Annotated in this window: 19 protein-coding genes; 12 read left to right on the top strand and 7 right to left on the bottom strand. The window is 67.0% G+C overall.

The genetic code is table 11. From position 1 onward, the window contains the following. Position 1: 1 nt before the first annotated feature. Entirely contained in the window at positions 2-1,150 is a 1,149-nt protein-coding gene (locus MT490_RS12275; protein ID WP_297387916.1) for an aldose epimerase family protein, read from the bottom strand. Positions 1,151-1,187: 37 nt separating this feature from the next. Beyond that, complete coding sequence (locus MT490_RS12270) at positions 1,188-2,993, bottom strand: IlvD/Edd family dehydratase (RefSeq protein ID WP_297387913.1); 1,806 nt, start codon at positions 2,991-2,993, stop codon at positions 1,188-1,190. 132 nt (positions 2,994-3,125) lie between these two features. Between MT490_RS12270 and MT490_RS12265 the strand changes: the two genes are divergently transcribed. Genes MT490_RS12265 through MT490_RS12255 form a run of 3 tightly spaced genes read left to right on the top strand, consistent with a single transcriptional unit; the run spans position 3,126 to position 6,497 of the window. After that, the gene (locus tag MT490_RS12265; protein WP_297387910.1) at positions 3,126-4,064 is read left to right on the top strand and encodes a Gfo/Idh/MocA family oxidoreductase; all 939 of its coding nucleotides are present in this window, start codon (positions 3,126-3,128) and stop codon (positions 4,062-4,064) included. 13 nt (positions 4,065-4,077) lie between these two features. Next, positions 4,078-5,232, top strand: a complete 1,155-nt coding sequence (locus MT490_RS12260) for a glycoside hydrolase family 88 protein (protein WP_297387907.1) — start codon at positions 4,078-4,080, stop codon at positions 5,230-5,232. Continuing rightward, complete coding sequence (locus MT490_RS12255) at positions 5,232-6,497, top strand: BNR repeat-containing protein (protein ID WP_297387904.1); 1,266 nt, start codon at positions 5,232-5,234, stop codon at positions 6,495-6,497. The genes MT490_RS12260 and MT490_RS12255 overlap by 1 nt, the downstream gene beginning before the upstream one ends. A gap of 34 nt (positions 6,498-6,531) precedes the next feature. Here MT490_RS12255 and MT490_RS12250 read toward each other — a convergent pair whose 3' ends face one another. The 5 genes from MT490_RS12250 to rhmD all read right to left on the bottom strand — a co-directional run bounded on the left by MT490_RS12250 (position 6,532) and on the right by rhmD (position 11,687). Next, complete coding sequence (locus MT490_RS12250; RefSeq protein WP_297387901.1) at positions 6,532-7,821, bottom strand: MFS transporter; 1,290 nt, start codon at positions 7,819-7,821, stop codon at positions 6,532-6,534. Between the two features lie 9 nt (positions 7,822-7,830). Next, complete coding sequence (locus MT490_RS12245; RefSeq protein ID WP_297387898.1) at positions 7,831-8,733, bottom strand: amidohydrolase family protein; 903 nt, start codon at positions 8,731-8,733, stop codon at positions 7,831-7,833. A gap of 130 nt (positions 8,734-8,863) precedes the next feature. Then, entirely contained in the window at positions 8,864-9,613 is a 750-nt protein-coding gene (locus MT490_RS12240; RefSeq protein WP_297387895.1) for an SDR family NAD(P)-dependent oxidoreductase, read from the bottom strand. Next, a complete protein-coding gene (locus MT490_RS12235; protein ID WP_297387892.1) occupies positions 9,610-10,470 on the bottom strand; it encodes a fumarylacetoacetate hydrolase family protein in 861 nt (286 codons plus the stop codon). Before MT490_RS12235 ends, MT490_RS12240 begins: the two co-directional genes overlap by 4 nt. Before the next feature lie 20 nt (positions 10,471-10,490). After that, entirely contained in the window at positions 10,491-11,687 is a 1,197-nt protein-coding gene (rhmD, locus tag MT490_RS12230; protein ID WP_297387889.1) for an L-rhamnonate dehydratase, read from the bottom strand. Positions 11,688-11,891: 204 nt separating this feature from the next. Between rhmD and MT490_RS12225 the strand changes: the two genes are divergently transcribed. The 9 genes from MT490_RS12225 to MT490_RS12185 all read left to right on the top strand — a co-directional run. Continuing rightward, complete coding sequence (locus MT490_RS12225; RefSeq protein ID WP_297387886.1) at positions 11,892-12,722, top strand: IclR family transcriptional regulator; 831 nt, start codon at positions 11,892-11,894, stop codon at positions 12,720-12,722. Between the two features lie 19 nt (positions 12,723-12,741). After that, the gene (locus MT490_RS12220; protein WP_297387884.1) at positions 12,742-13,506 is read left to right on the top strand and encodes a glucose 1-dehydrogenase; all 765 of its coding nucleotides are present in this window, start codon (positions 12,742-12,744) and stop codon (positions 13,504-13,506) included. Then, positions 13,503-14,291, top strand: a complete 789-nt coding sequence (locus MT490_RS12215) for a rhamnogalacturonan acetylesterase (RefSeq protein WP_297387881.1) — start codon at positions 13,503-13,505, stop codon at positions 14,289-14,291. The genes MT490_RS12220 and MT490_RS12215 overlap by 4 nt, the downstream gene beginning before the upstream one ends. A 253-nt stretch (positions 14,292-14,544) precedes the next feature. Beyond that, a complete protein-coding gene (locus MT490_RS12210; RefSeq protein ID WP_297387878.1) occupies positions 14,545-17,541 on the top strand; it encodes a TonB-dependent receptor in 2,997 nt (998 codons plus the stop codon). 223 nt (positions 17,542-17,764) lie between these two features. Further along, positions 17,765-19,633 carry a rhamnogalacturonan lyase gene (locus tag MT490_RS12205; protein WP_297387875.1) on the top strand — a complete coding sequence of 623 codons (1,869 nt, stop codon included), beginning with the start codon at positions 17,765-17,767 and terminating at the stop codon, positions 19,631-19,633. A gap of 6 nt (positions 19,634-19,639) precedes the next feature. Beyond that, positions 19,640-20,842, top strand: coding sequence for a rhamnogalacturonan acetylesterase (locus MT490_RS12200; protein ID WP_297387873.1), 1,203 nt, complete (start codon positions 19,640-19,642; stop codon positions 20,840-20,842). Between the two features lie 142 nt (positions 20,843-20,984). Beyond that, on the top strand, positions 20,985-22,442 hold the full coding sequence (locus MT490_RS12195) for a glycoside hydrolase family 28 protein (protein ID WP_297387871.1): 1,458 nt from the start codon (positions 20,985-20,987) through the stop codon (positions 22,440-22,442). Between the two features lie 68 nt (positions 22,443-22,510). Then, positions 22,511-22,828 carry an L-rhamnose mutarotase gene (locus MT490_RS12190; RefSeq protein ID WP_297387869.1) on the top strand — a complete coding sequence of 106 codons (318 nt, stop codon included), beginning with the start codon at positions 22,511-22,513 and terminating at the stop codon, positions 22,826-22,828. Then, positions 22,828-23,537, top strand: a 710-nt coding sequence (locus tag MT490_RS12185; protein WP_297387867.1) for a beta-galactosidase, incomplete at its 3' end; no start/stop codon positions are given. The genes MT490_RS12190 and MT490_RS12185, both read left to right, overlap by 1 nt.

The following is a 23,537-nucleotide window of genomic DNA, read 5'->3' as shown; positions in this document are numbered from 1 at the left end:
ATCAGCGCCGGGCGGGCGCGCCGCTGCTCAGCTTATAGGTCATGATGTTGCGATAGGTCTGGCCGGGCTGCAGCCGCGCCTCGGGGAAGCCCTTCTGGTTGATCGCGTCGGGGAAGATCTGCGGCTCCATCACGATCGCGTCGCCGCCGCGATAGATCTTCTTCGCCTTGCCCGAGAAGGTGCCGTTGAGAAAATTGCCCGAATAGAATTGCAGCCCCGGCTGGTTCGACCAGAGCTCGAAGCTGCGGCCCGAGGCGGGATCGGAGACCTTCGCCATCAGATGCTGGGTCTTGGTGACCGCGCTGCCGACGACCCAGTTATGATCGTAGCCGCGGCCATAGGCGATCTGCTGCTCGCTGGCGTCACGGACGCGATCGTTGATCACGCGGGGCTTGCGGAAATCGAACACGGTGCCGGTGACCGGGCGCAGCTCGCCGGTGGGGATCAGCGTCTCGTTGACCGGCGTATAGGTGTTCGCCGGAATCGTGACGACGTGCCCCATCGCGCCGTTCGACGAGCCCTCGCCCGACAGGTTCCAATATGCGTGGTTCGTGACGTTGACGATCGTCTCCTTGTCGGTGGTGGCGGTGTACTCGATCGTCAGGTTATTGGCTTCGTCGAGCGAATAGGTCGCGTCGACGGTCAGCTTGCCGGGATAGCCCTGATCGCCGTCCGGGCTGACGTAACGCAGGGTCACCGACGCGGTCGGGCCGTCCTTCACCGAGACGACGTCCCACAGCACCTTGTCGAAGCCCATCGAGCCGCCATGGAGCGAATTGGTGGTGTCGTTGAGCGGGGTCTGATAGGTCTGGCCGTTCAGCGTGAAGCGCCCGGCGTTGATCCGGTTGGCGAAGCGGCCGACGGTCGAGCCGATGAAATTGGGGAATTTGAGATAGCCCTCCATGCTCTCATGGCCGAGGGCGATATCGGCCTTCTTCCCCACGCGATCGGGCATCACCAGCGACTGGATCGACGCGCCATAGGCGATGATGTTGGCCGAGACGCCGCGATTGTTGGTGAGCAGCACCGAATCGACCGTGCGGCCGTCGGGCAGCTTGCCGAAGGTCCCGCGCTTGGCGGTGGCGGCATCGGCGGCGGGCGCGGCGATTGCCATGGCGGCCAGAACTCCCAGAGCTGCGATCGTCTTCATTCTCTCTCCCTCTCCATTTTGTCGTGTCAGTGTCGCATCAGTGGCTGTCGCGGGGAATGCCCTTCGTCTGGGCGATGCGCTGATATTTGACCGCGTTCTCGAGCACCGCGCCGGTATCGAACTGGCCGACCAGATTGCGATGGATCTCCTGCCATGGCGTCTGCGCCTCGGGCACGTAATCCACGGCGAGCGCTTCGCGGCGCCGCGCTATTTCGGCATCGTCGACGAGCATGTCGGCGGTACGCTTGCCCAGGTCGATGCGGATGCGATCGCCGGTCTGGACCAGCGCGAGCCCGCCGCCGACCGCGGCTTCGGGCGCCGCGTTGAGGATCGAAGGCGACCCGCTGGTGCCCGACTGGCGGCCGTCGCCGAGGCAAGGCAAGGCATGGACGCCGGCCTGGATCAGCGCCGTGGGTGGGCGCATGTTCACGACCTCGGCGCCGCCGGGATAGCCGACCGGGCCGGCGCCTCGCATGATCAGGATCGAATGGGTGTCGATGCCGACCGAAGGGTCGTCGATGCGGTGGTGATAGTCCTCGGGGCCGTCGAACACGACCGCGACGCCTTCGAACGCCTCGGGATCGTCCGGATTGCTGAGATAGCGGCTGCGGAACTCGTCCGAGATCACGCTGAGCTTCATCACTGCATTGTCGAACAGATTGCCCGACAGGACGGTGAGCCCCGCGGCGGGCTTCATCGGCGCGTCGAGCGGGAAGATCACGTCGGGGTCCTCGCTCTCGGCGGTCGCCACATTGTCGGCGACGCTCTTGCCGTTGACGGTGAGCGCACTGCCGTCGATCAGCCCGGCGCGGAGCAATTGCCCCATCACCGCGGGAACGCCGCCGGCGCGATAGAAATCCTCGCCAAGATACTCGCCGGCGGGCTGGAGGTTCACCACCAGAGGAATGTCCGAGCCATGCTCTTCCCAGTCGGCAAGGCTCAGCTCGACCCCGATATGGCGCGCGATCGCGTTCAAGTGGATCGGCGCATTGGTCGAGCCACCGATCGCCGAATTGACCCTGATCGCGTTCATGAAGGCGGTGCGGGTCAGCACGTCCGAAGGCTTGCGGTCGGCATGGACCATCTCGACGATCTGGAGACCGGTGCGATAGGCATTCTCCTGCCGGTCGCGATAGGGTGCCGGGATCGCCGCCGATCCGGGCAGCGACATGCCGAGCGCCTCGCACAGCGAGTTCATCGTCGTCGCGGTGCCCATGGTGTTGCACCAGCCGGTCGACGGCGCCGAGGAGGCGACGAGCTTGAGGAAGCCCTGATAGTCGATCTCGCCCGCCGCGAGCATCTCGCGCGCCTTCCACACGATCGTGCCCGAACCCGTGCGCTCGCCCTTGAACCAGCCGTTGAGCATCGGCCCCACCGACAATGCGATCGACGGGATGTTCACCGTGGCCGCCGCCATCAGGCAGGCGGGCGTGGTCTTGTCGCAGCCGATCGTCAGGACGACGCCGTCCATCGGATAGCCATAGATCGCCTCGACCAGGCTCAGATATTGCAGGTTGCGATCGAGCCCTGCGGTCGGGCGCTTGCCGGTCTCCTGGATCGGGTGCGTGCCGAATTCGAGCGCGATGCCGCCCGCGTCGCGGATGCCCTCGCGCACGCGCTTGGCGAGCTCGAGATGGTGGCGGTTGCAGGGGGAGAGGTCGCTGCCGGTCTGCGCGATGCCGATGATCGGCTTGCCCGACTGGATCTCCTCGAGGCTGATTCCGAAGTTGAGATAGCGCTCGACATAGAGCGCGGTCATGTCGGGATTGGCGGGGTTGTCGAACCAGGCGCGCGACCTCAGAGGCGGTCGCCCGCCGTTCGAACCGTTATCCGCGTCGCTCATTCACCTCTCCGGTGGGTAATTGCTTTGTGCCCCGGCGCCGTTTTGTTGGCGCCGGCAGCGTCGTGCGGGCTTGATACCGGCAGTGCGCGGCAATAGGAAGCATATATATCTTATAAAAGGAAAGTTACGAGGATGACGGAGAGCGGGACGCGGCGGATTCGGTTGGGGCTGGTGGGGATCGGCAAGATCGCACGGGACCAGCACCTCCCCGCCCTGGCGGCGGACGGCCGTTTCGAGCTGGTGGCGACCGCCAGCCGCCATGCCACGCTCGATGGCGTCGCCGGCTATCACGACATCGGCACGATGATCGCGGGCGGGCACGCGCTCGACGCGGTCTCGCTCTGCACGCCCCCCGACGGGCGCTACGAGCAGGCGGCCATCGCGATCGACGCCGGGCTGCACGTGATGCTCGAAAAGCCGCCGGCGACCACGCTGACCGAGATCGCCGCTTTGGCCGACCGCGCCAGGGCCAAGGGCGTCGTCCTCTTCACCACCTGGCACTCGCGCGAGGCGGCGGGGGTCGAGCCCGCCAAGGCCTGGCTCGCGGGCAAGCGCATCGACGCGGTGCGGATCACCTGGCGCGAGGACATTCGCCGCTGGCATCCGGGGCAGGAATGGATCCTCGCCGCGGGCGGCTTCGGCGTGTTCGATCCCGGCATCAACGCGCTCTCGATCGCGACCAAGATCCTGCCCGATCCGATGCTGCTCGATTCGGCCTGGATGGAAGTGCCCGAGGGACGCGCCTCCCCGCTCGCCGCCGAGCTCAAGATGCGCAGCGGCGATGCGCGCGTCGACGTCGTGTTCGACTTCCTCCAGACCGGTCCGCAGACCTGGGACATCGAGATCGACACCGATGCCGGCACCTTGCGGCTCGGCATGGGCGGCAGCATCCTTCAGCTTCCCGGCGCCGAGGAGCAGAAGGCGCCCGATCGCGAATATCCGCGGCTCTATGCGCGCTTCGCCGAACTGGTCGCGGCCGGCGAAAGCGACGTCGACGTCCGTCCGCTGCAGATCGTCGCGGACGCCTTCATGATGGCCGAGCGGCGTGTGACGGCGCCTTTCGCCTTCTAGGGAGACGCCCCGGATGTCGCTGCGCACCGCCACCCTGCTCCTGCTGGCCCTGGGCGGTGCGCTGCCGGGCGTCGCGATGGCGCAGCCCGCCGCCGCTAGCCCGCAAGCGGCGATCGACGCGGCGACCAGGCTGGCGCGCTGGCAGCTCCAGCGGATGAGCGACACCAGCCACATCTCCCGCGCGGGCGGCGAGACCGGCAACCCGCGCGCCTGGGAGCAGGCGGCGTTCTGGGTGGGCATGACCGCGCTCGCCGATCACGGCGCCCCGCCCGACATCGCCGCCGCGATCCTCGCCATGGGCCGCGCCAATCAATGGCAGCCGGGCCGCCTCCCCTTCTTCGCCGACGATCATGCGATCACGCAGAGCTATCTCTGGGCCGCGAAGCACGGTGCGGGCAGCGAGGCGCTCCAGGCGGTGCGCCGGACCTTCGACAAGGTCCTGGCGAACCCACCGCGCGTGACGCTCGCCTTCGTCGTGCCCGAGAAGGGCGGCTATGGCGCCACCGAATGCCTCAAGCGCTGGTGCTGGTGCGACGCGCTGTTCATGGCGCCCCCGGCGATGCTCGAGCTCTCGCGCCAGACCGGCGACCGGCGCTATCGCGACTATGCGATCCGCGAGATCTGGGCGACGGTCAACTTCCTCTACGATCCGGCCGAGCGGCTCTTCTACCGCGACAGCCGCTTCTTCGACCGGCGCGACGCCAAGGGCCGGAAGATGTTCTGGAGCCGCGGCAATGGCTGGGTGGTCGCGGGGCTCGCGCTGATGATCCCCAAGCTGACCAAGGGCGATCCCGAGCGGCGCAAGCTCGAGGCCTTGTTCGTCGAGATGGCGGGCAAGGTGAAGGCGGTGCAGAAGCCCGACGGCTATTGGGCGCCCTCGCTGCTCGCGCCCGAGGATTCGCCTCCCGAATCGAGCGGCACCGCCTTCTACACTTTTGGCCTGGCCTGGGGCGTCAAGGCGGGGCTGCTATCGCGCGCCGAATATGAACCGGCGATCCGCAAGGGCTGGTCGGCGCTGCAGCGCGCGATCCAGCCCGACGGACGGCTCGGCTGGGTGCAGCAGGTCAGCGACCGGCCCGAGCAGGTGCTCGCCACCGACACGCAATATTACGGCGTCGGCGGCTTCCTGCTCGCGGCGGCCGCGGTCGCGGACCTGAAGCTCGATTGATGCTGCGGCTGCTGGCGCCGCTCGCGCTGACCTGTGCGGCGCCCGCGGCGGCGCAGCGGATGGAGGCGATCGACCGCGTCTGGGCGGGGCACGAGGTGCCCTTCGCGCTCGTGGTGACCGAGAGCCACATCTATGTCGGCTATTACGATTCCGCGCGCCAGCTGAGCGTGGCCAGCCGCCCGCGCGGCTCTTCGTGGTGGATCTATGCCCGGCTGCCGAGCTGGGTGGGCTGGGACAGCCACAACAGCATCGCGATGGCGGTGGATGCGGACGGCCGGCTCCACGTCGCCGCGAACATGCACAACGATCCGCTCGTCTATTTCCGCACCACCAATGCCGGCGACGTGCGGACGCTGGCGCGGGTGCCCGCGATGGTCAATGCCGCCGCCGAGCGGAGCATGACCTACCCCGTCTTCCTGAAGGACGCTGCCGGACGATTGATCTTCAAATATCGCGACGGCGGCAGCGGACGCGGGCGCGAGATCTACAATCGTCTCGACGGCGGCTGGAAGCGACTGCTCGACGCACCACTCGTCGATGGCGAGGGCAAGCGCAGCGCCTATTTCGTCGGCCCGGTGGCGGGCCCCGACGGCTGGTTCCACCTGAGCTGGGTATGGCGCGACACGCCGGATGCCGCGACCAATCACGACCTTTCCTATGCGCGCAGCCGCGACCTGGTGCGCTGGGAGCGATCGGATGGAACGCTCCTGCCCCTGCCGATCCGGCTGGGCGGCGCGGAGGTGATCGATCCGGTGCCGGTGCGCAGGGGCATGATCAACAACAATACGCCGATCGGGTTCGATGCCGCCGGGCGGGCGGTGATCGCGTTCCACAAGTTCGATGCTGGCGGCAACACGCAGGTCTTCGTCGCTCGGCGCGAGGCGAAGGGCTGGCGGGTGGCGCAGGCGAGCGACTGGAAGGGCTTTCGCTGGGACTTCGGCGGGATGGGCTCGCTCGACTTCCGGTTGCGGGTCACGGCGCCGACGATGGAAGGGAATAAGCTGCGCGTGCCGGTGGTGCGCGACGGCAAGCCGATCGACCTGCTGCTCGACGGCGCGACGCTGGCACGGGTCGGCGAGCGGCCGGGGGTTACCCTGGCGGATCGGCTGGCGGCGCGGATCGCGGTGCCCAAGGGGATGCAGCTCAACACCATCGAGGATCGCTCCGGGGTGGCGATCGCCTGGGCGACGCTGCCGCCGAACCGGGACTTGCCGCGCGAGGAAGCGCCGGAGCCGACGGTATTACGGCTGGTGTTGCCGGAGTAACCCCTCCTCCGTCATCCCGGCGAAAGCCGGGACCTCAGGCCACGGGCCGTTCGCTTGCCGCCCGAGATCCCGGCGTTCGCCGGGATGACGGCATTGCCGCGATCTCCTCGAGCGACTTGCCCTCGTTGCGCGGCGCCCAGATCAGCCCGATCACCCCCGAGGCGACGAGGAAACCGGTGAGGATCCACGCAAGCGTGGTGAAGTCGTGCGCCGCCAGCGTCGGCACCGCGAGGCTCCAGATGCCGAGACCGATACGCACGATCGCGAAGGTGGCGCCCTGCGCGGTCGAGCGGATCGCGGTCGGGAAGAGTTCGGCCGACCAGAGCTGGAAGAAGCTCTGTGCGCCAAAGCCGCCGGCCACGCCCATGATGATCACGTGCAGGATGACGATCTCGAGCTTGAAGCCGAATATCGCGAGCAGCGCCATGCCGACCACGTGCAGCGCCGCCGAGATGCCGAACAGCAGCCGCTGGTTCACCTTGTCCGACAGCGTCATGAAGATGCCGAGGATCGAGAACATGCCGATCAGGAAATAGCTCGCCGGCAGCATCGTCGCGGTCCAGGCCGGCAGGTTGTTCTGCGCGATCAGGAACGGCGTGAAGAAGCCGTTATAGCCCGCCCAGAGGTTCCAGAAGCCGTACATCGCGGCGAGGAACAGCATCGCGCCCAAGTAGCGCGGGCTGAACAATTCGCGCCAGTTCCGGCTGAGCGCCTGCCCCGCCGAGGCGGCCTGCGCCTCCTCCCAGCGCTGCGATTCCCGCATCCGCGAGCGGAGGAAGGTGAGCGCGATCGCGAGCACCGCGAGGTGCGCGAACAGCCAGCGAATGCCGGTGATCCCCCAAGGCTGGAGGAAATAGGCCGCGACCAGCACCGCGACCGGCCCCAGATACCAGAGCAATTGCGCGACGCCCGAATGCGCGCCGCGCTTGTCGTCGGGCGCCTGCTCGGCGATCAGCGACCAGGAGGCGGGGATGTCCGCGCCCACCGCGAGACCGACGAGCACGAAGCCCAATACGATCATCCACGGCGCCGAGGCGAAGACAAGGAAGAGCATGCCGAAGGCGTAGAACAGCATGTCGTACTGGTAGATCTTCTTCCGCCCGAACTTGTCGCACAGCACGCCGCCGATCAGCGCGCCCACACCCGCCGAGATCGCATTGGCGCTGAACGCGCCGATCAGGCCGATGAAATTGTCGGAGAGTCCGTAGATCTCCTTCCACAGCGCCAGCGCCACCGATCCGGCGACGATCGATCCCGCGTCGATATAGTTGGCGAGCCCTGCAAGGATCGTGTTGCGCCACTTATGGTCCCGGGTCTCGCGCATCATTGCCCCCTAGACGCCCAGCCCGAGCCGGTAGATGCGATCGGCGTTGCGTCCCCACAGGGCGCGCCGCTCGTCCTCGCTGAAGCCGGCGGTGATCGCGTCGTAGGCACCCAGATGCTGCGCGAAGCTGCCGAAGAGCTTGTCGGTCGGGAAGTCGCTGGCGAACATCGCGCGATCGGTGCCGAACAGTTCGATCGCCTCGAGGATGTAGGGCCGCGCCTGGTCGAGGCTCCACGGGCGATGGGTGAAGCCCATGCCCGAAAGCTTGGTCGCGACATTGGGCAGAGCGGCGAGCGCGGCCATGCCGGTGCGCCATTGCTCCCATTCGCCGGGAACGGCCATGCCGCTATGGTTGATGACGACCTGCGTTTCGGGGTGCTGCGCGATCAGCTTGGCGAGTCCGGGGAACTGGCCAGGATAGGCCTGGAGATCGAAGCTCAGCTGATACTTGCCGAGCAGCGCGAAGCCCTGCGCCCAGGCCTCGTCCTGTGTCACGTCCCGGCGGCTATAGGTGCGGCGCGGATCTGCGTGCCAGTTGACGATATGGCGGATGCCGCGGACGGCATGATGCGCAGCATGCGCGTCGAGCAAAGCCTCCACGCCCGGATCGTCGAGCGCGGCGAAGGCGACGATCGCATTGGGCATGCCGCGCGCGTCGTGGAGGCCCTGCAGCCATTCGGTCTCGGCCAGCGCCGCGCCGGCGTCGGCGCCGGCATCGACATGGACGATCCCGCGCACGTCCCAGCCCTGGGCGTCGGCGAGATAGTCGTCGAGGAGGTAGGTCCTGGCGATCGGCTCGACGCTGCCGTTGGGGCCGTCATCGGCAAAGGGCGGCGTCAGCCAGGGATAGGCGATACGGTCGAGGTCCCAGAGATGCACATGGGCATCGATGAACGGCAGATCGCGCGCCACTAACCTCTTCCTCCTATCAAGCCCCTCCCCTTCAGGGGAGGGGTTGGGGGTGGGGGAGGTCTCGCAGAGACGGTACTCGCGGAAAGGCCCCACCCCAACCCCTCCCCTGAAGGGGAGGGGCTTAGTTTCGTCAGTACGTCGTCCGCCCGCCCGAGGTGTCGAAGGTCGACGCCGTGGTGAAGCTGCATTCCTCGCTCGCCATGAACAGGATCATCGCGGCGCTTTCCTCGGCCTCGCCCAGCCGGCCCATCGGGATCTTCGAGCGCATATAGTCGACCTGGCTAGCGGGAAGCTGGTCGAGGATCGGGCTCTCGAAGGTCGCCGGTGTCAGCGCGTTGGCGATGATCCCCTTGCCCGCCAGCTCCTTGCCGAGCGACTTGGTGAAGCCGATCACGCCCGCCTTGGACGCCGAATAGGCCGAGGCGTTGGGATTGCCTTCCTTGCCCGCCACCGACGATACGTTGACGATGCGGCCATAGCCGTTCTGGAGCATGTAGGGGACGACCGAGCGGCAGCAGTAGAACAGGCCGTTCAGATTGATCTCGACCACGCGCTCCCAGCTGTCGAGCGGATATTCGTGCGCGGGCGCGGTGGCGCCGGTGATGCCCGCCGAGCAGACGAGCACGTCGATCCGGCCGAGCGCCGCGGCGGTCCCGGCAGCGGCCGCGGCGACCGCGGCGGCATCCGAAACGTCCACCAAAGCCGTGTGCGCGGCGCCGACCTCGCCCGCCACGTCGGCGAGCCAGTCAGCGTTGACATCCCACAATGCCACCTTGCCGCCCTCGGCGACGAAGCGCTTGGCGACGGCGCGGCCGAGTCCGGAAGCGCCGCCGGTGATGACTGCGGTGCGGCCCGCGAAGCGATCCGGATAGAGCGTCAAGCGCGTGCCTCCGACCAGGCGACGACGTCCTGCGCCTGCTCGCCGAGCTTCTCGATGCCGAGCGCGACCTTGTCGCCCGCCTTGAGGTACACCGGCTCGGGCTTCTGCCCCATGCCCACGCCCGGCGGGGTGCCGGTGGTGATGATGTCGCCCGGCAGCAGCTTGATGAACTCGCTGACGTACGACACGAGCTTCGAGACCGGGAAGATCATCGTCGAAGTGGTGCCGTCCTGCTTGCGCTCGCCATTGACGTCGAGCCAGAGGCGAAGCTGCTGCGGATCGCCGACCTCATCCGAAGTCACCAGCCACGGGCCGACCGGGCCATAGGTCGGGCAGCCCTTGCCCTTGTCCCAGGTGCCGCCGCGATTGATCTGGTAATCGCGCTCGGAAAGGTCGTGGACCACGCAATAGCCGGCGACATGATCGAGCGCCGACGCCTCGTCGATATACGATCCGCCCTTGCCGATGATCACGCCGAGCTCGACTTCCCAGTCGCTCTTCACCGATCCGCGCGGGATCACGACAATGTCGTGCGGACCCTGGATGCAGCTCACCGCCTTGGTGAAGATCACCGGTTCCTCGGGGATCGGCAGGTTCGATTCGTGCGCGTGATCGACATAGTTGAGGCCGATCGCGATGAACTGGCGCGTGACCGCCACTGGCGGGCCGTAGCGGACGCCCTCGGGCGCGAGCGGCAGCGAGGCGGGATCGATCGCGGCGAGCGCGGCGAGGCCTTCGGGCTGGAGTTGGTCGGGCCCGATGTCGCTGACATGGCCCGAAAGGTCGCGGATGCGCCCCTCGGCATCGATCAGGCCGGGGCGTTCGTTTCCGGCGGGTCCAAATCGGCAGAGTTTCATGTGGGTCGGTCTCTCGCTTTTCAGTGCGTGTAGGGGCGGTGCATCGGCAGGTCGCGATTGAGCTCGACCCCGAAGCCGGGCTTGTCGAGCGCGCTCACGTGCAGGCGCCCGTTCACGGGCACCGGCTCGCCGATCAATTGCGGGTGGAACATCGGGACGACTTCGGTCGGCCCGGGATGCATCATCAGGAACTCGGCGAACGGGCTGTTATGCCGGGTGATCACGAAGTGGTAGCTGTACACGCTCGAGCCGTGCGGGATCATCAGCACGCCCTTGCTGTCGGCATAGTTGGCGATCTTGATCAGTTCGGTGACGCCGCCGCACCAGCCCACGTCGGGCTGGATGATGTCGCAGCATTCCATGTCCATCAGCATGCGGAAGCCCCAACGGGTCGCCTCATGCTCGCCGGTGGTGACGAGCAGGCCCTTGGGGGCGTTCTTCTTGAGCGCGGCATAGGCCCAGTAATCGTCGGGGCTGAGCGCCTCCTCGATCCACTTCAGCCCGCACTCGTCGTAAGCCCTGTGCGCAAGGCGCGTGGCATAGTCGAGGTCGAGGCTCATCCAGCAATCGAGCATCAGCCAGAAATCGTCGCCGACGCGGGCTCGCATCTCGGCGAGCTCGGCGATGTTCTTGTGTAGGCCTTCCAGCCCCTCGGCCGGACCATGGTGAAGCGGCAGCTTGCCCCCGATGAAGCCCAGCTCCTTGGCGACGTCCGGCCGCGCGCCGGTCGCGTAGAATTGCAGCTCGTCGCGCACCGCACCGCCCAGCATCTGATAGACGGGCTCGCCGCGCAGCTTGCCGAGCAGGTCCCAGAGCGCGAGGTCGACGCCGGAGATCGCATTCACGACCAGTCCCTTGCGGCCATAATATTGCGTCGAGAAGTACATCTGGTCCCAGATCTTCTCGACCTCGCGCGGATCTCGGCCCTCGAGGAAGCGGGCGAGATGCTTCTCGACGATGAACGCCGCGGGCTCGCCGCCGGTAGTCACCGCGAAGCCGATCGTGCCGTCCTCGGCCTCGATCTCGACGATCAGCGTGCCGAGCACGTTGATGCCGAAGCTCTGCCGCGACTGGCGATATTCGGGATAGCGCGCCATCGGCGTGGCGATGTGGTCGTCGATCCAGTGCCCCTCGCCCTGATCGTGGTAATCGGCGCCGCCGCCGCGGACGGTGAAGGCACGGACATGCTTGATCTTCGAAAGGCCGGCTGCCGCCACGTCGACTGATCCCTTTTTCGGCACCGTACCATATCCGGATACGCCACCTGATAATGTGAAAAACCGCGAGCATGACATACCATCATGTGATACGTCGCGCTGCTGTGCCTTGATGAACGGGTATGGCGGTAGCCAAAATGCTCCGCCGCTTCGCACCCCTCCCGATGCTTTACTTTCTCACTTTATGGGATAGGATGTTACGAGATGAGACGCGAAACGTCAAACGCTGAATCGGAACCCGCCGCCAAGAAAGCGGGCCCCAAGGTGCAGGGCAGCCAGACGCTGATCCGCGGCCTCGACATGCTCGACAAGGTGATCGACGGCCCGATCAAGCTCGCCGAACTGTCGCAGCGCATGGCGCTCACGCGCTCGACCACCCACCGGCTCGCCAACGCGCTGATCGATCGCGGCTTCCTCACCTATCTGCCGCGCGACGGCTATCAGCTCGGCCCGAAACTCATTCAGCTCGGCTTCCTCGCGCAAAGCCAGGCCGACATCGTCCAGATCGCGCGCCCGCGCATGGAAGAGCTCGCCGCGGCGTCCGAGGACACGGTGCATCTGGGGAGAATGGACGGCGACCTCGCGCTCTACCTCGACAAGATCCCCGGCCGCCGCCGCGTCGAGATCTCGAGCCGCATCGGCGACCGCCAGCCGCTCACCTCGACCGGGCTCGGCAAGGCGCTGCTCGTCGACGCCAGCGAGGCCGAATGGACGCGCGTGTTCGATGCCGACCAGGCGCATGGCGCCCCCAGCGCCGACCGCGAGCTCTGGTTCGAGCGGATGCGCGGCTATGCCCAGGCGGGCCACGCGTTCGACCTGGAGGAGAATGAGGACCAGATACGCTGCGTCGCCGCGCCGGTGCGCGACGTCTCGGGCAAGATCGTCGCGGCGATCAGCGTGTCGAGCGCGGCGCAATATATGGACGACGAGCGGATGGCGGCTTTGAGCACCGAGGTCCGCGAGACCGCGCAGCGGATCAGCACCGATCTGGGCTGGAGCCCCGACGTGCGCCCGCCGCGCCGCACGCGCAGATAATCCTATCCGGGAGAGGCAAGTGAAGTTGTTGGAAGGCAAGACCGTGCTCGTCACGGGCGCATCGACGGGCATCGGCCGCGCCGCGGCGGTGGGCGCAGCCAAGGCGGGCGCGGACGTCGCGATCAACTATCACAGCCGCGACGACGACGCTGCGGCCTGCATCGCCGAGATCGAGGCCGCCGGCCGGCGCGGCCTTGCGGTGAAGGGCGACGTCGCCGCGCCCGAGACCGCAACCGAGTTCGTGGCCAAGGCGGTCGAGGCGTTCGGCAAGGTCGACGTGATGGTCTCCAACGCCGGGATCTGCCCCTTCCACAGCTTCCTCGACATGCCGGTCGAGACCGTCCAGCGCACGATGCAGGTCAATCTGCTCGGCGGCTATTTCATGTGCCAGGCAGCGGCCAACCAGATGGTGAAGCAGGGCCATGGCGGCGCGCTGATCGCGGTCTCGTCGATCTCGGCCTTGGTCGGCGGCGAATATCAGACGCACTATACGCCGACCAAGGCGGGGCTCCATTCGCTGATGCAGTCGACCGCGATCGCGCTCGGCAAGCACAATATCCGCTGCAATTCGGTCCTCCCCGGCACGATCCTGACCGAGATCAACAAGGAGGATCTCGCCGACGAGGCGAAGCGCAAGTACATGGAAGGCCGCATCCCCCTCGGCCGGCTCGGCCAGGCCGAGGATCTCGCCGGCCCGATCATATTCCTCGCTTCGGACATGGCCGCCTATGTCACCGGTGCCGCGCTGCTCGTCGACGGCGGCGCTTTCGTGAACCTGCAATGAGGGCGCTGCTCGTCGCGGCCGCGGCCTTGCTCGCCACCGCCCTACCCGCAAGCGCGCAGCAGCGCATCCTGATCGCGAGCGATTCGACCGCGGCCAATTACGGCGCGGACAAGTATCCGCAGCTCGGCTGGGGCATGATGCTCAAATGCGGGCTCGCGCCGGACGTCGAGGTGATCAACCGCGCGGTGGGGGGACGCAGCACGCGCACCTTCATCTCCGAAGGCAAGTGGGACGCCTTGCTCGCCGAGGCGAAGCTGGGCGACCTGGTGCTGATCCAGTTCGGCCATAACGACGCGTCCGTGTCGCGCCCCGAGCGCTATGCGCCGGCGGCGACGCTCTATCGCGACAATCTGCTGCGGATGATCTGGGAGTCGCGCGGCCGGGGCCTGACCCCTGTGCTGGTCACGCCCCCCGCCCGCCGCTCGTTCGACGGGCCCCGCGCCAAGGCCGACTTCGCCGCCTATTCGCAAGTGGAGCGCGAGTTGGTGGCGAGCACCAACACCCCGATGATCGATCTCGAGGCGCGCTCGCTCGATCTGGTCAGCCGCGCCGGCGAGGCGGGGTCGAAGAGGCTCTATCTCCATTATGCCCCGGCCGACAATGTCGCCGCCTTCCCCAAGGGGATCGCCGACGACACCCATTTCAGCGAACTCGGCGCGCGCGCGATGGCCAATCTGGTCGCGCAGGAACTGAAGGGACTGAAGGTGCCGGTGGCCGAGAAGGTACTCGCCGAACGCCCCGACCTCACCCGGACCACGCCGCTCGGCAGCGCCGCCTGCCATTGACGCGCTTCTAGACCCGGCGAAAACCGAAGCCTTGACCTCGAGTTGACACCGGTGGACACCGTTCGACGCGGTCGACGGCGACCACCTGTGTCTGGAGTGTGACCGAAACCCCACATTGCCGGAACAAATGGGCAAAAGGGGATTGGCGGAGCCTTCCGGTTACGTCATATATATTGGGAAATAAGAACAAGAAATGAGACCGACCAGCGCGAAAAGCGCGGCGGTCATGGCGGCACCAGAGGAGGGGATGAGCATGAGGGTTTCAGCATATTCGCGCGTTCGCAGCGCGGGGATTTCGGGCGCGGCGCTAGCCGTGGCGCTGGCGTGGACACCGGTAGCAATGGCGCAGGACGCGCCCGCCGCCGACCCGACGGCGCAGCAGGCTCCCGAGGCGACGGACGAGGGCGAGATCGTCGTCCAGGGCTTCCGCGCCTCGCTCAACAGCGCGCTCAACCAGAAGCGCAACGAGACCGCCGCGGTCGACTCGATCGTCGCCGAGGACATCGGCAAGTTCCCTGACAGCAACCTCGCGGAATCGATGCAGCGCGTCCCCGGCGTGGCGCTGACGCGCGGCGACGGCGGCGAGGGCCGCAACATCGCGGTGCGCGGCCTCGGCTCAGGCTTCACCCGCGTCCGCATCAACGGCATGGAAGGCACCGCGCAGACCGGCTCGTCGGACATCTACGGCGCCGGCAATTCGGGCCGCAGCTTCGACTTCAACGTCTTCCCGACCGAGATCTTCTCGTCGCTGTCGGTGCGCAAGACCACGTCGGCGGACGTCGAGGAAGGCTCGCTCGGCGCGACCGTCGACCTCAAGGCGCCCAAGCCGCTCGACTTCGCCAAGGACTTCGTCCTCTCGGCCACCGCGCGCGGCGTCTACAACACGATCAGCAAGCAGGTCGATCCGCGCGCCTCGCTGCTCGTCTCGAAGAAGCTCGGCGACAGCTGGGGCATCCTCGCCTCGATCGCCTATCAGCGCCGCAACATCCGCGAGGTCGGCTATTCGGCGGTCGACATCCTCTCCGCCAACACCAACGGCCTCGATCCTGACGGCGCCGGCCCCGCCGCGCTCCAGCCCTTCTGCACGCCGATCGGCTTCACCCCGGTGAGCCCGGCGGTCGGCACCAAGGGCGCGACGGCGACCTTGTGCAGCACCAACAATCCGCGCACCAGCACGCTGACGGCGTACAACACGGTCGCCAACCTGCGCCGCGCCGATCTGCCCAACACGCCGGGCAGCGGCGCCTTCCTGCCGCGCCTGCCGCGCTACGTGAACTCGGAGCAGGACACGACGCGCATCGGCGGCACGCTGACGATCCAGTTCTCGCCCGACGACGACACCGACATCAGCGTCGATGCGCTCTATTCGCGCTACGACGTCGAGCGCCGCGACAACTACATCCTCGGCCTCTCCTTCGGCCGCAGCGTGACCAACAACGGCCAGCCGATGGTGTCGGTCCGCGACATCGAGTTCGACCAGAACGGCTCGCTCGTCTACGGCCTGTTCGACGGCGTCGACGTGCGCTCCGAGGGGCTGGTCGATCACTGGATCTCGGACTTCAAGCAGGGCAATCTGAACTTCCGCCACCGCTTCACCGACAAGTTCGAGATGACGATGTTCTTCGGGATCAACCAGTCGGTCTGGTGGGGTCCGAAGCGCTTCCAGACCTTCATGGATGCGATCGATACCGACAATTTCTCGGTCGATTTCCGCGATGGTGAAGCCACCCCGATCATCGGTTTCGGCTTCGACGTCTCCGATCCCGCGAACTTCACCTATGCGCCCAGCCTTGCCGACGGCACCGTGCTCGGCGGGTTCAGCTTCCAGGGCAAGCCCTCCAAGAACCAGACCGACAACCTCACCGCCGAGGTGAACACCGACTGGGACGTCGACCAGGGCCTCAAGCTCAAGATCGGCGGCCAGTTCCGGCGCAGCGACTACAACGCCTACAACTCCAGCCCCTATACCGCGGACACGGTCGTCCGCGCGCTGCCGGCAGGCACCAGCCTCGCCAGCATCACGCGCCAGATCAGCGGCCTCGACGAGTTGTTCGGCCGCGGCGCGCCGGCGAGCTGGGCGGCGATCGACCCCGACAAATGGGACGGCGTGTTCGACTTCGATTCGATCCGCTTCTGCCGGACCGAGTGCGGCGCCGGCGCCTCGCGGATCCGCGAGGAGATCAAGAGCGCCTATGTGATGACCACCTTCGACACCGAGGACGCGCTCCCGGTGAAGATCCGTGGCGACATCGGCGTGCGCTATGTCCGGACCGACATGCTGGCCGCGGGCTATATCTCGGTCGCCGCGCCCGCCGGCTCGACGCCCACCAATCTGCGCGGCCAATATGCGCGGGTCGCGCGCGGCTATGACGACTGGCTGCCCTCGGGCAACGTCGCGATCGAGCCGGTCGAGAACGTGATCCTCCGTCTCTCGGCCGCCAAGGTGCTGTCGCGTCCCGAGCTGGGCCAGCTCGCGCCGACCAGCGGCATCACCGCGACGACGCGCACCGGCAACATCAACAATCCCTATCTAGACCCGATCCGCGCCGACACGTTCGACGCCGCGCTCGAATGGTATTTCAAGCCGGGCTCGCTGCTGTCGGTCGCCTATTTCAAGAAGAACATCAAAACCTACATCCAGCGCGTCACCAGCCAGATCCCGTTCAACCAGCTGGGCCTTCCGGACGCGCTGCTCGCCAACACCAACACCGCGCCGACCGAGATCTTCACGATCGGCCAGCCGGTGAACACGCCGGGCGGCCCGCTCGAGGGCATCGAAGTCAACGCGCAGGTCCAGCTCGACTTCCTGCCGGGCTTCCTCGGCAATTTCGGCATCCTGGCGAACTACACCCACGTCACCTCGACTATCCAGTACGTGCTGGCGAGCGTGAACGGCGTGCCGACGGTGACCACCACCGCGGACCTGATCGGCCTTTCGAAGAACACCGCGAGCGGCACGCTCTTCTACGAGGACAGCAAGTTCAGCATCCGCGCGACGGGCAGCTATCGCGACCGCTATATCCGCGGCATCCCCGCCTCGCCGGGCAGCAACCTGCAGGGCAACTCGCCCAACCTGTTCGTCGACGCCTCCGCATCCTACGCGATCACCGACAACATCAAGGTGATCCTGGAAGCGCAGAACCTCACCGACGAGCGCAACAACCTCTATATCGACAGCACCCGCAAGGACACGCTGTTCCAGACCCGGATCGGGCGGACGTTCAACTTCGGCGTGAACTTCCAGTTCTAGGCCTTGCCTCCCTTATGGGCCGTCGCGCGCGGCGGCCCGCTTCTTTCGGGACATCCGCATAAGGGGGAAACGGGCTGCGATCTTCGGATCGCAGCCCGTTTTGCATCAAGGCCGATGCGGAGGTTATCCCGAAATATAAATCGTCGTGCCATTTATTGGGAATATATTGACTCCGTCCCGGTCCGGGCGCAGCGTCGCGCAAAACGATCCGGGGAGAGTTTTGATGCTGGCGGCACTCATCATCGCGTCGGCGCTGCCGGCGCCCGCGGCGCCCGTGGTGGCGGGACGGCAGGTCGAACGGCTCGATCGCGGGCTGGTCGCGGTGCCGGCGGCGGGTGGGGGCAACCATGTCTCGTGGCGGCTGCTCGCGACCGACCCGAAGGGCGCGCGCTTCACGCTCTACCGCGACGGCAGGCCGATCGCGCGGATCGCAGGCAACGCGGCGACGAGCTATCTCGACAAGACCGGCACCGCGACGTCGCGCTACGCCCTCGCCGTGCGCGATGCCGGTGTCGCCGCCTGGACGAACGGCTATCTCGCCATCCCGCTCGACAAGCCCGCCGACGGCCGCACCTTCGACGGCGAGACCTATGGCTACACCGCCAACGACGCCTCGGTCGGCGATCTCGACGGCGACGGCCGCTACGAGCTGATCGTCAAATGGTATCCGACGATCGCCAAGGACAATGCCTTTTCGGGCTATACCGGCACGACGCTGATCGACGCCTATACGCTGGAGGGCAAAAAGCTCTGGCGGATCGACCTGGGTCCCAACATCCGCTCGGGCGCGCACTATACCCAGTTCATGGTCTATGACCTCGACGGCGACGGCAGGGCCGAGATCGCGATGAAGACCGCCGACGGCACCGTCGACGGCACCCGCCACATGATCGGCGATCCGCACGGCAGCTGGACCAGCCGCGAGGGCGAGGTGGACATCGACGACCGCACCGGCGCCAAGGTGCTTTCCGACGGGCGCAAGGTCTCCGAACTGAAGGGCCGCATCCTCAAAGGGCCCGAATATCTCACCGTGTTCGACGGGCTCACCGGCCGCGCGCTCGCCAGCGCGCCCTATGCCCCGTCGCGCGATCCGAGCGGCGACAATCCGAGCTACGAGGCGATGAAGGCGGTCTGGGGCGACGGTTACGGCAACCGCTCCGAACGCTATCTCGCGGGCGTGGCCTATCTCGACGGGCACAAGCCCAGCCTGGTCTTCGGGCGCGGCTATTATGGCCGCTCGACCGTGGCGGCATGGGACTATCGGGGCAGCAAGCTGTCGATGCGCTGGCTGTTCGACAGCGCGACACCGGGCAACGAGAAGTTCGGCGGCCAGGGCAACCACCAGCTCTCGGTCGCCGATGTCGACGGCGACGGGCGCGACGAGGTGTTCTACGGATCGATGGTGATCGACGACGACGGCAAGGGCCTCTGGTCCTCGGGGCTCGGCCATGGCGACGCGATGCACCTGTCGGACCTCGACCCGACGCATCCCGGCCTCGAGAAGTTCGGCGTCCACGAGACTATGCGGATGAGCGGCAATCGCGGCGCGGCGATGCTCGACGCGAAGACCGGCGCCATCCTCTGGTCGACCCCCGCCGACAAGGATACCGGCCGCGGCATCGCAATCGACATCGACCCGCGCCATCCCGGCGCCGAGGCCTGGGCGAGCAACTCGCGCGAGCTTTACGACGTGAAGGGCAACGTCATCCCCGGCGGTCATCCGCGCGCGGCCAATTTCGGCATATGGTGGGACGGCGACCGGCTGCGCGAGCTGCTCGACGGCAAGAAGATCACCAAATGGGACTGGAATGCCGGCAGCGAGCAGGTGCTGCTCGATCCGCCGGGCGTGGTCTCGAACAACGGGACGAAGCAAAACCCGTCGCTCTCGGCCGACATAATCGGCGACTGGCGCGAGGAACTGGTGGTACCGAGCGACGACAGCCGCGAGCTGCGCATCTATGCGACGCCCTTCCCCACCGGCGAACGCATGGTGACGCTGATGCACGATCCGGTCTATCGCCTCGGCGTGGCGTGGCAGAACACAGCGTACAACCAGCCGCCGCACACCTCGTATTTCCTGGGCGCGAAGTAACCGCCGATGCTGCTAATCGCGCTCCAGATGGCGATGACCCAGGCCCCGCTCCGCTTCGATCTCGAGCCGCCCAAGCACCCCACCGGCCGCGTCGTAGTGGCGGCGGACAAGCCGTACGAGAGGGGCGACTACGGCTATGAGCCCCAGCGCCGCGGCAAGGAGTTTCTCTTCTCGGCCGCGGTGCCGGAGGGCAATTACCGGGTGACCGTGCGGCTCGGCGGGCGCGTCACGGTCAAGGCCGAGGCCCGCCGGCTGATGCTGCGCGACATCACGACCAAGCCGGGCCAGTACGTCACCGCGAGCTTCATCGTAAACGTCCGCAACGCCCAGCTCGCCCCGCCCCCGGCCAACGCGCCCGGCGGCACGCAGGTCAAGCTCAAGAGCCGCGAGGCGGGGAGCTATACCTGGGACGAGAAACTGACGCTCGAGTTCCTGGGGGCCCCGCGCGTCGCCTCGATCGACATCGAGCCGGTCGATGTGCCGACCGTGTTCCTCGCCGGCGATTCGACCGTCACCGACCAGCGCGCCGAGCCCGCGGCGAGCTGGGGACAGATGCTGCCCGCCTTGTTCGACACCGGCATCGCGATCGCCAATCACGCGGAATCGGGCGAGACGCTCAAATCCTTCGTCACCGAGCTGCGCTTCGACAAGATGCTGTCGCTGATCAGGCCGGGCGATTGGCTGCTGATCCAGTTCGGCCACAACGACCAGAAAGCGCAGTGGCCGCAGACCTATGTCGATCCGGCGGCCACCTATCCCGCCTGGCTGAGGACCTATATCGCCGAGGCGCGCCGTCGCGGCGCACATCCGGTGCTGGTGACCTCGCCCGAGCGGCGCAACTATGAGGCTGACGGCAAAGTCCGCCGCACGCTCGCCGAATATGGCGCGGCGGTGCGGAAGGTCGCGCGCGAGGACGGGATCCCGCTGATCGACCTGCAGGAACGCACGGTCACACTCTACGAAGCGCTCAGCGAGACGGAGGCGGCCAAGCTGTTCAACGACGGCGGAAAGGACCGCACGCACCACAACAACCCCGGCGCCTGGTTCCTCGCCCGCGCAATCGCCGCCGAGATCGCGACGCAGGTGCCGGAACTGGCGGCGCATCTGAAGCCGAAGGCGCGCAGCTTCGATGCGGCCCGTCCCGATCTCGGCGAAGGCGCGATCGCCCCGAGCCTCGCCGAGAGCGACGTGCGACCGGCGGGGAGCTGATGCGCCCGCTTTCCTCATCCTCCCCCGGAGGGGGAGGTGGCAGCGAAGCTGACGGAGGGGTAGCGCGCCTCAGGCGATGTCGTTCGTGGAGAATACCCCTCCACCGCTTCGCGGTCCCCCTCCCCCTCCGGGGGAGGATCTAATGCGCACCGGCCAAACCTTCGACGTCCGCGACCACGGCGCCCGGGGCGACGGCATTGCGCTCGATTCCCCCGCTATCAACGCCGCGATCCTCGCGGCCGAGAAGGCCGGCGGCGGTATGGTGATCCTGCCGCCGGGCCGCTACCTCAGCTTCTCGCTGCGCCTGAAGAGCCGCGTCACCCTCGTCCTCGAAGAAGGCGCCACGCTGATCGCCGCCGAAAAGGGCACGCTTGGCCAATACGACCTGCCCGAAGAGCGCGGGCCACAGCTCTATCAGGATTTCGGCCACAGCCACTGGCACAACAGCCTGATCTGGGCCGAAGGAGCCCAGGACATCGCGATCATCGGCAAGGGCCGGATCCTCGGGCTCGGCCTCACGCGCAACGGCCCCGGCACCCCGTGGAGCAAGCAGGCAGGCGAGCGCCCGCTGTCGATGGCGGGCATGGCCACCGCCGATATCGGCAAGCTCGAGCGCAGCCGCGCGGCCATGCAGGGCATGGGCAACAAGGCCATCGCCCTCGCGCATTGCGAGCGCGTCAGGCTCGACGGCTTCACGCTCTTCAAGGGCGGGCACTTCGCGCTGCTCGCCAGCGAGGTCGACGGGCTCGACGTCACCGACCTGACCATCGACACCAATCGCGACGGGCTCGATCTCGATTGCGTCCGCAACGCCCGCATCGAGCGCTGCCGGGTCAACACCCCCAATGACGACGCGATCGTGCTCAAGACCAGCCTCGGACTCAGGCAACGCGCCAACTGCGAGGATATCGCGATCCGCGACTGCACAGTCAGCGGCTACGATCTCGGCACCATGCTCGACGGCACCCGCCAGCGCACGCAGGAGCTGGCGCCCGACCGCGACCGGGTAACCGGGCGGATCAAGATCGGCACCGAGAGCAATGGCGACTTCCGCCGCATCCGCATCGCCAATTGCCGCTTCGAACGCAGCCGCGGGCTCGCGCTCGAGACGGTCGACGGCGGCACGATCGAGGATGTGCTCGCCGAGAATATCCTGATGGAGGACGTCACCACCGCGCCGCTGTTCCTCCGTCTCGGTGCGCGGCTGCGCGGGCCCGAGGGGACGAAACCGGGCGGAATGCGCAATGTCGAGATACGCGGTCTGGAAGCGACCGGCATCGACCCGCGCTTCGCCGCGATCCTCGCAGGCCTCCCCGATCATGCGATCGAATGCGTCCAGCTGCGCGACATCGACCTGTCGTTCCGCGGCGGCTATTCCGAGCCCGTGCCCGCAAGCCCGCCCGAGCTGGCCGACGCCTATCCCGAGCCGAGCATGTTCGGCCCCACCCCGGCCTGGGGCTTCTGGGCACGCCACGTGACCGGGCTCGAAGTGAAGAAGCTGCGCTTGTCGCGCGAGGCCGGCGATCCGCGTCCGCCGGTGCTGCTCGATAGCGCCCACGCGCGTGCCGAGGATGCGCAATATTGGCCCACCGAAGTTTGACGCCGCCGCGCCATTCGACTATCCAAATGTTGCATTACAATCCCACATAATGGGCTTCAGGAGAGGGCATGACGACCACCCACGCATTCAAGATGCAGCTGAAGCCGGGCGTCGTCGACGAATACAGGGCGCGCCACGACGCGATCTGGCCCGAACTCGCCGAGCTGCTCCACCTTAGCGGTATCCGCGACTATTCGATCTTCCTCGACGAGGAGACGTTGTCGCTCTTCGCGGTCCTCAAGCTCACCGACGACAATAGCCGCGAGGCGCTGCCCGCGCATCCGGTGATGAAGAAATGGTGGGATTACATGGCGCCGCTGATGGAGGTCGAACCCGACAACAAGCCGAAGGAATGGCCGCTCAAGCCGGTGTTCTACCTGCCGTGATCCGCACCGCCCTCCTCGCCGTCGCGTCGCTGCTCGCCTTCCCCGCCGCAGCGCAGGAAGCCCGACAGACCGCCAATCTCAACGCACCGGTCAAGAGTTTCGGCCGCGTCTCCTACGACGCACGCTCGCTGATGATCGACGGCAAGCGCACGATCATCTGGTCGAGCGAGATGCACGCCTTCCGCTTGCCCTCGCCCGATCTGTGGCGCGACGTGCTGCAGAAGATGAAGGCCAGCGGCTTCAACACCGTCGCCTTCTATTTCGACTGGGGCTTCCACAGTCCGAAAAAGCAGGTCTACGATTTCAGCGGCATCCGCGACATCGACCGCCTCCTCACCATGGCCGAGGAAGAGGGCCTGTGGGTCATTACCCGCGCCGGCCCCTATGTGAACGCCGAGCTCACCCGCGGCGGTTTCCCGGGCTGGCTGGTCAACCAGCGCGGCCGCGCCCGCACCGACGATCCCGAATATCTCGCCGCCTCGGACGAGTGGCTGACCAGGGTCAACGCGATCATCGCGCGCCACCAGATCAACGGCGACGGCAAGGGCAATCGCGGCAACGTCATCCTCCACCAGATCGAGAACGAGCTGGCGCTGACCACGCCGGCGCAACGCCGCTACATGGACCATCTCTACGCCAAGGCGCGGGCTGACGGCATCAACGTGCCGATCTTCCACAACGATCAGGGCCGCAACGGCTATTGGGTGCC

The organism is Sphingomonas sp. (assembly GCF_026460985.1).
Taxonomy (GTDB): domain Bacteria; phylum Pseudomonadota; class Alphaproteobacteria; order Sphingomonadales; family Sphingomonadaceae; genus Sphingomonas.
This window is presented reverse-complemented; position numbering and strand designations above follow the sequence as displayed.

Coding starts and splice junctions, on each gene's coding strand:
- MT490_RS12205 (WP_297387875.1), top strand. CDS start 17,765: ATGCTGGCGGCACTCATCATCGCGTCGGCGCTGCCGGCGCCCGCGGCG.
- MT490_RS12255 (WP_297387904.1), top strand. CDS start 5,232: ATGCTGCGGCTGCTGGCGCCGCTCGCGCTGACCTGTGCGGCGCCCGCG.
- MT490_RS12190 (WP_297387869.1), top strand. CDS start 22,511: ATGACGACCACCCACGCATTCAAGATGCAGCTGAAGCCGGGCGTCGTC.
- MT490_RS12215 (WP_297387881.1), top strand. CDS start 13,503: ATGAGGGCGCTGCTCGTCGCGGCCGCGGCCTTGCTCGCCACCGCCCTA.
- MT490_RS12225 (WP_297387886.1), top strand. CDS start 11,892: ATGAGACGCGAAACGTCAAACGCTGAATCGGAACCCGCCGCCAAGAAA.
- MT490_RS12200 (WP_297387873.1), top strand. CDS start 19,640: ATGCTGCTAATCGCGCTCCAGATGGCGATGACCCAGGCCCCGCTCCGC.
- MT490_RS12210 (WP_297387878.1), top strand. CDS start 14,545: ATGAGGGTTTCAGCATATTCGCGCGTTCGCAGCGCGGGGATTTCGGGC.
- MT490_RS12275 (WP_297387916.1), bottom strand. CDS start 1,150: ATGAAGACGATCGCAGCTCTGGGAGTTCTGGCCGCCATGGCAATCGCC.
- MT490_RS12235 (WP_297387892.1), bottom strand. CDS start 10,470: ATGAAACTCTGCCGATTTGGACCCGCCGGAAACGAACGCCCCGGCCTG.
- MT490_RS12195 (WP_297387871.1), top strand. CDS start 20,985: ATGCGCACCGGCCAAACCTTCGACGTCCGCGACCACGGCGCCCGGGGC.
- MT490_RS12270 (WP_297387913.1), bottom strand. CDS start 2,993: ATGAGCGACGCGGATAACGGTTCGAACGGCGGGCGACCGCCTCTGAGG.
- MT490_RS12250 (WP_297387901.1), bottom strand. CDS start 7,821: ATGCGCGAGACCCGGGACCATAAGTGGCGCAACACGATCCTTGCAGGG.
- MT490_RS12265 (WP_297387910.1), top strand. CDS start 3,126: ATGACGGAGAGCGGGACGCGGCGGATTCGGTTGGGGCTGGTGGGGATC.
- MT490_RS12260 (WP_297387907.1), top strand. CDS start 4,078: ATGTCGCTGCGCACCGCCACCCTGCTCCTGCTGGCCCTGGGCGGTGCG.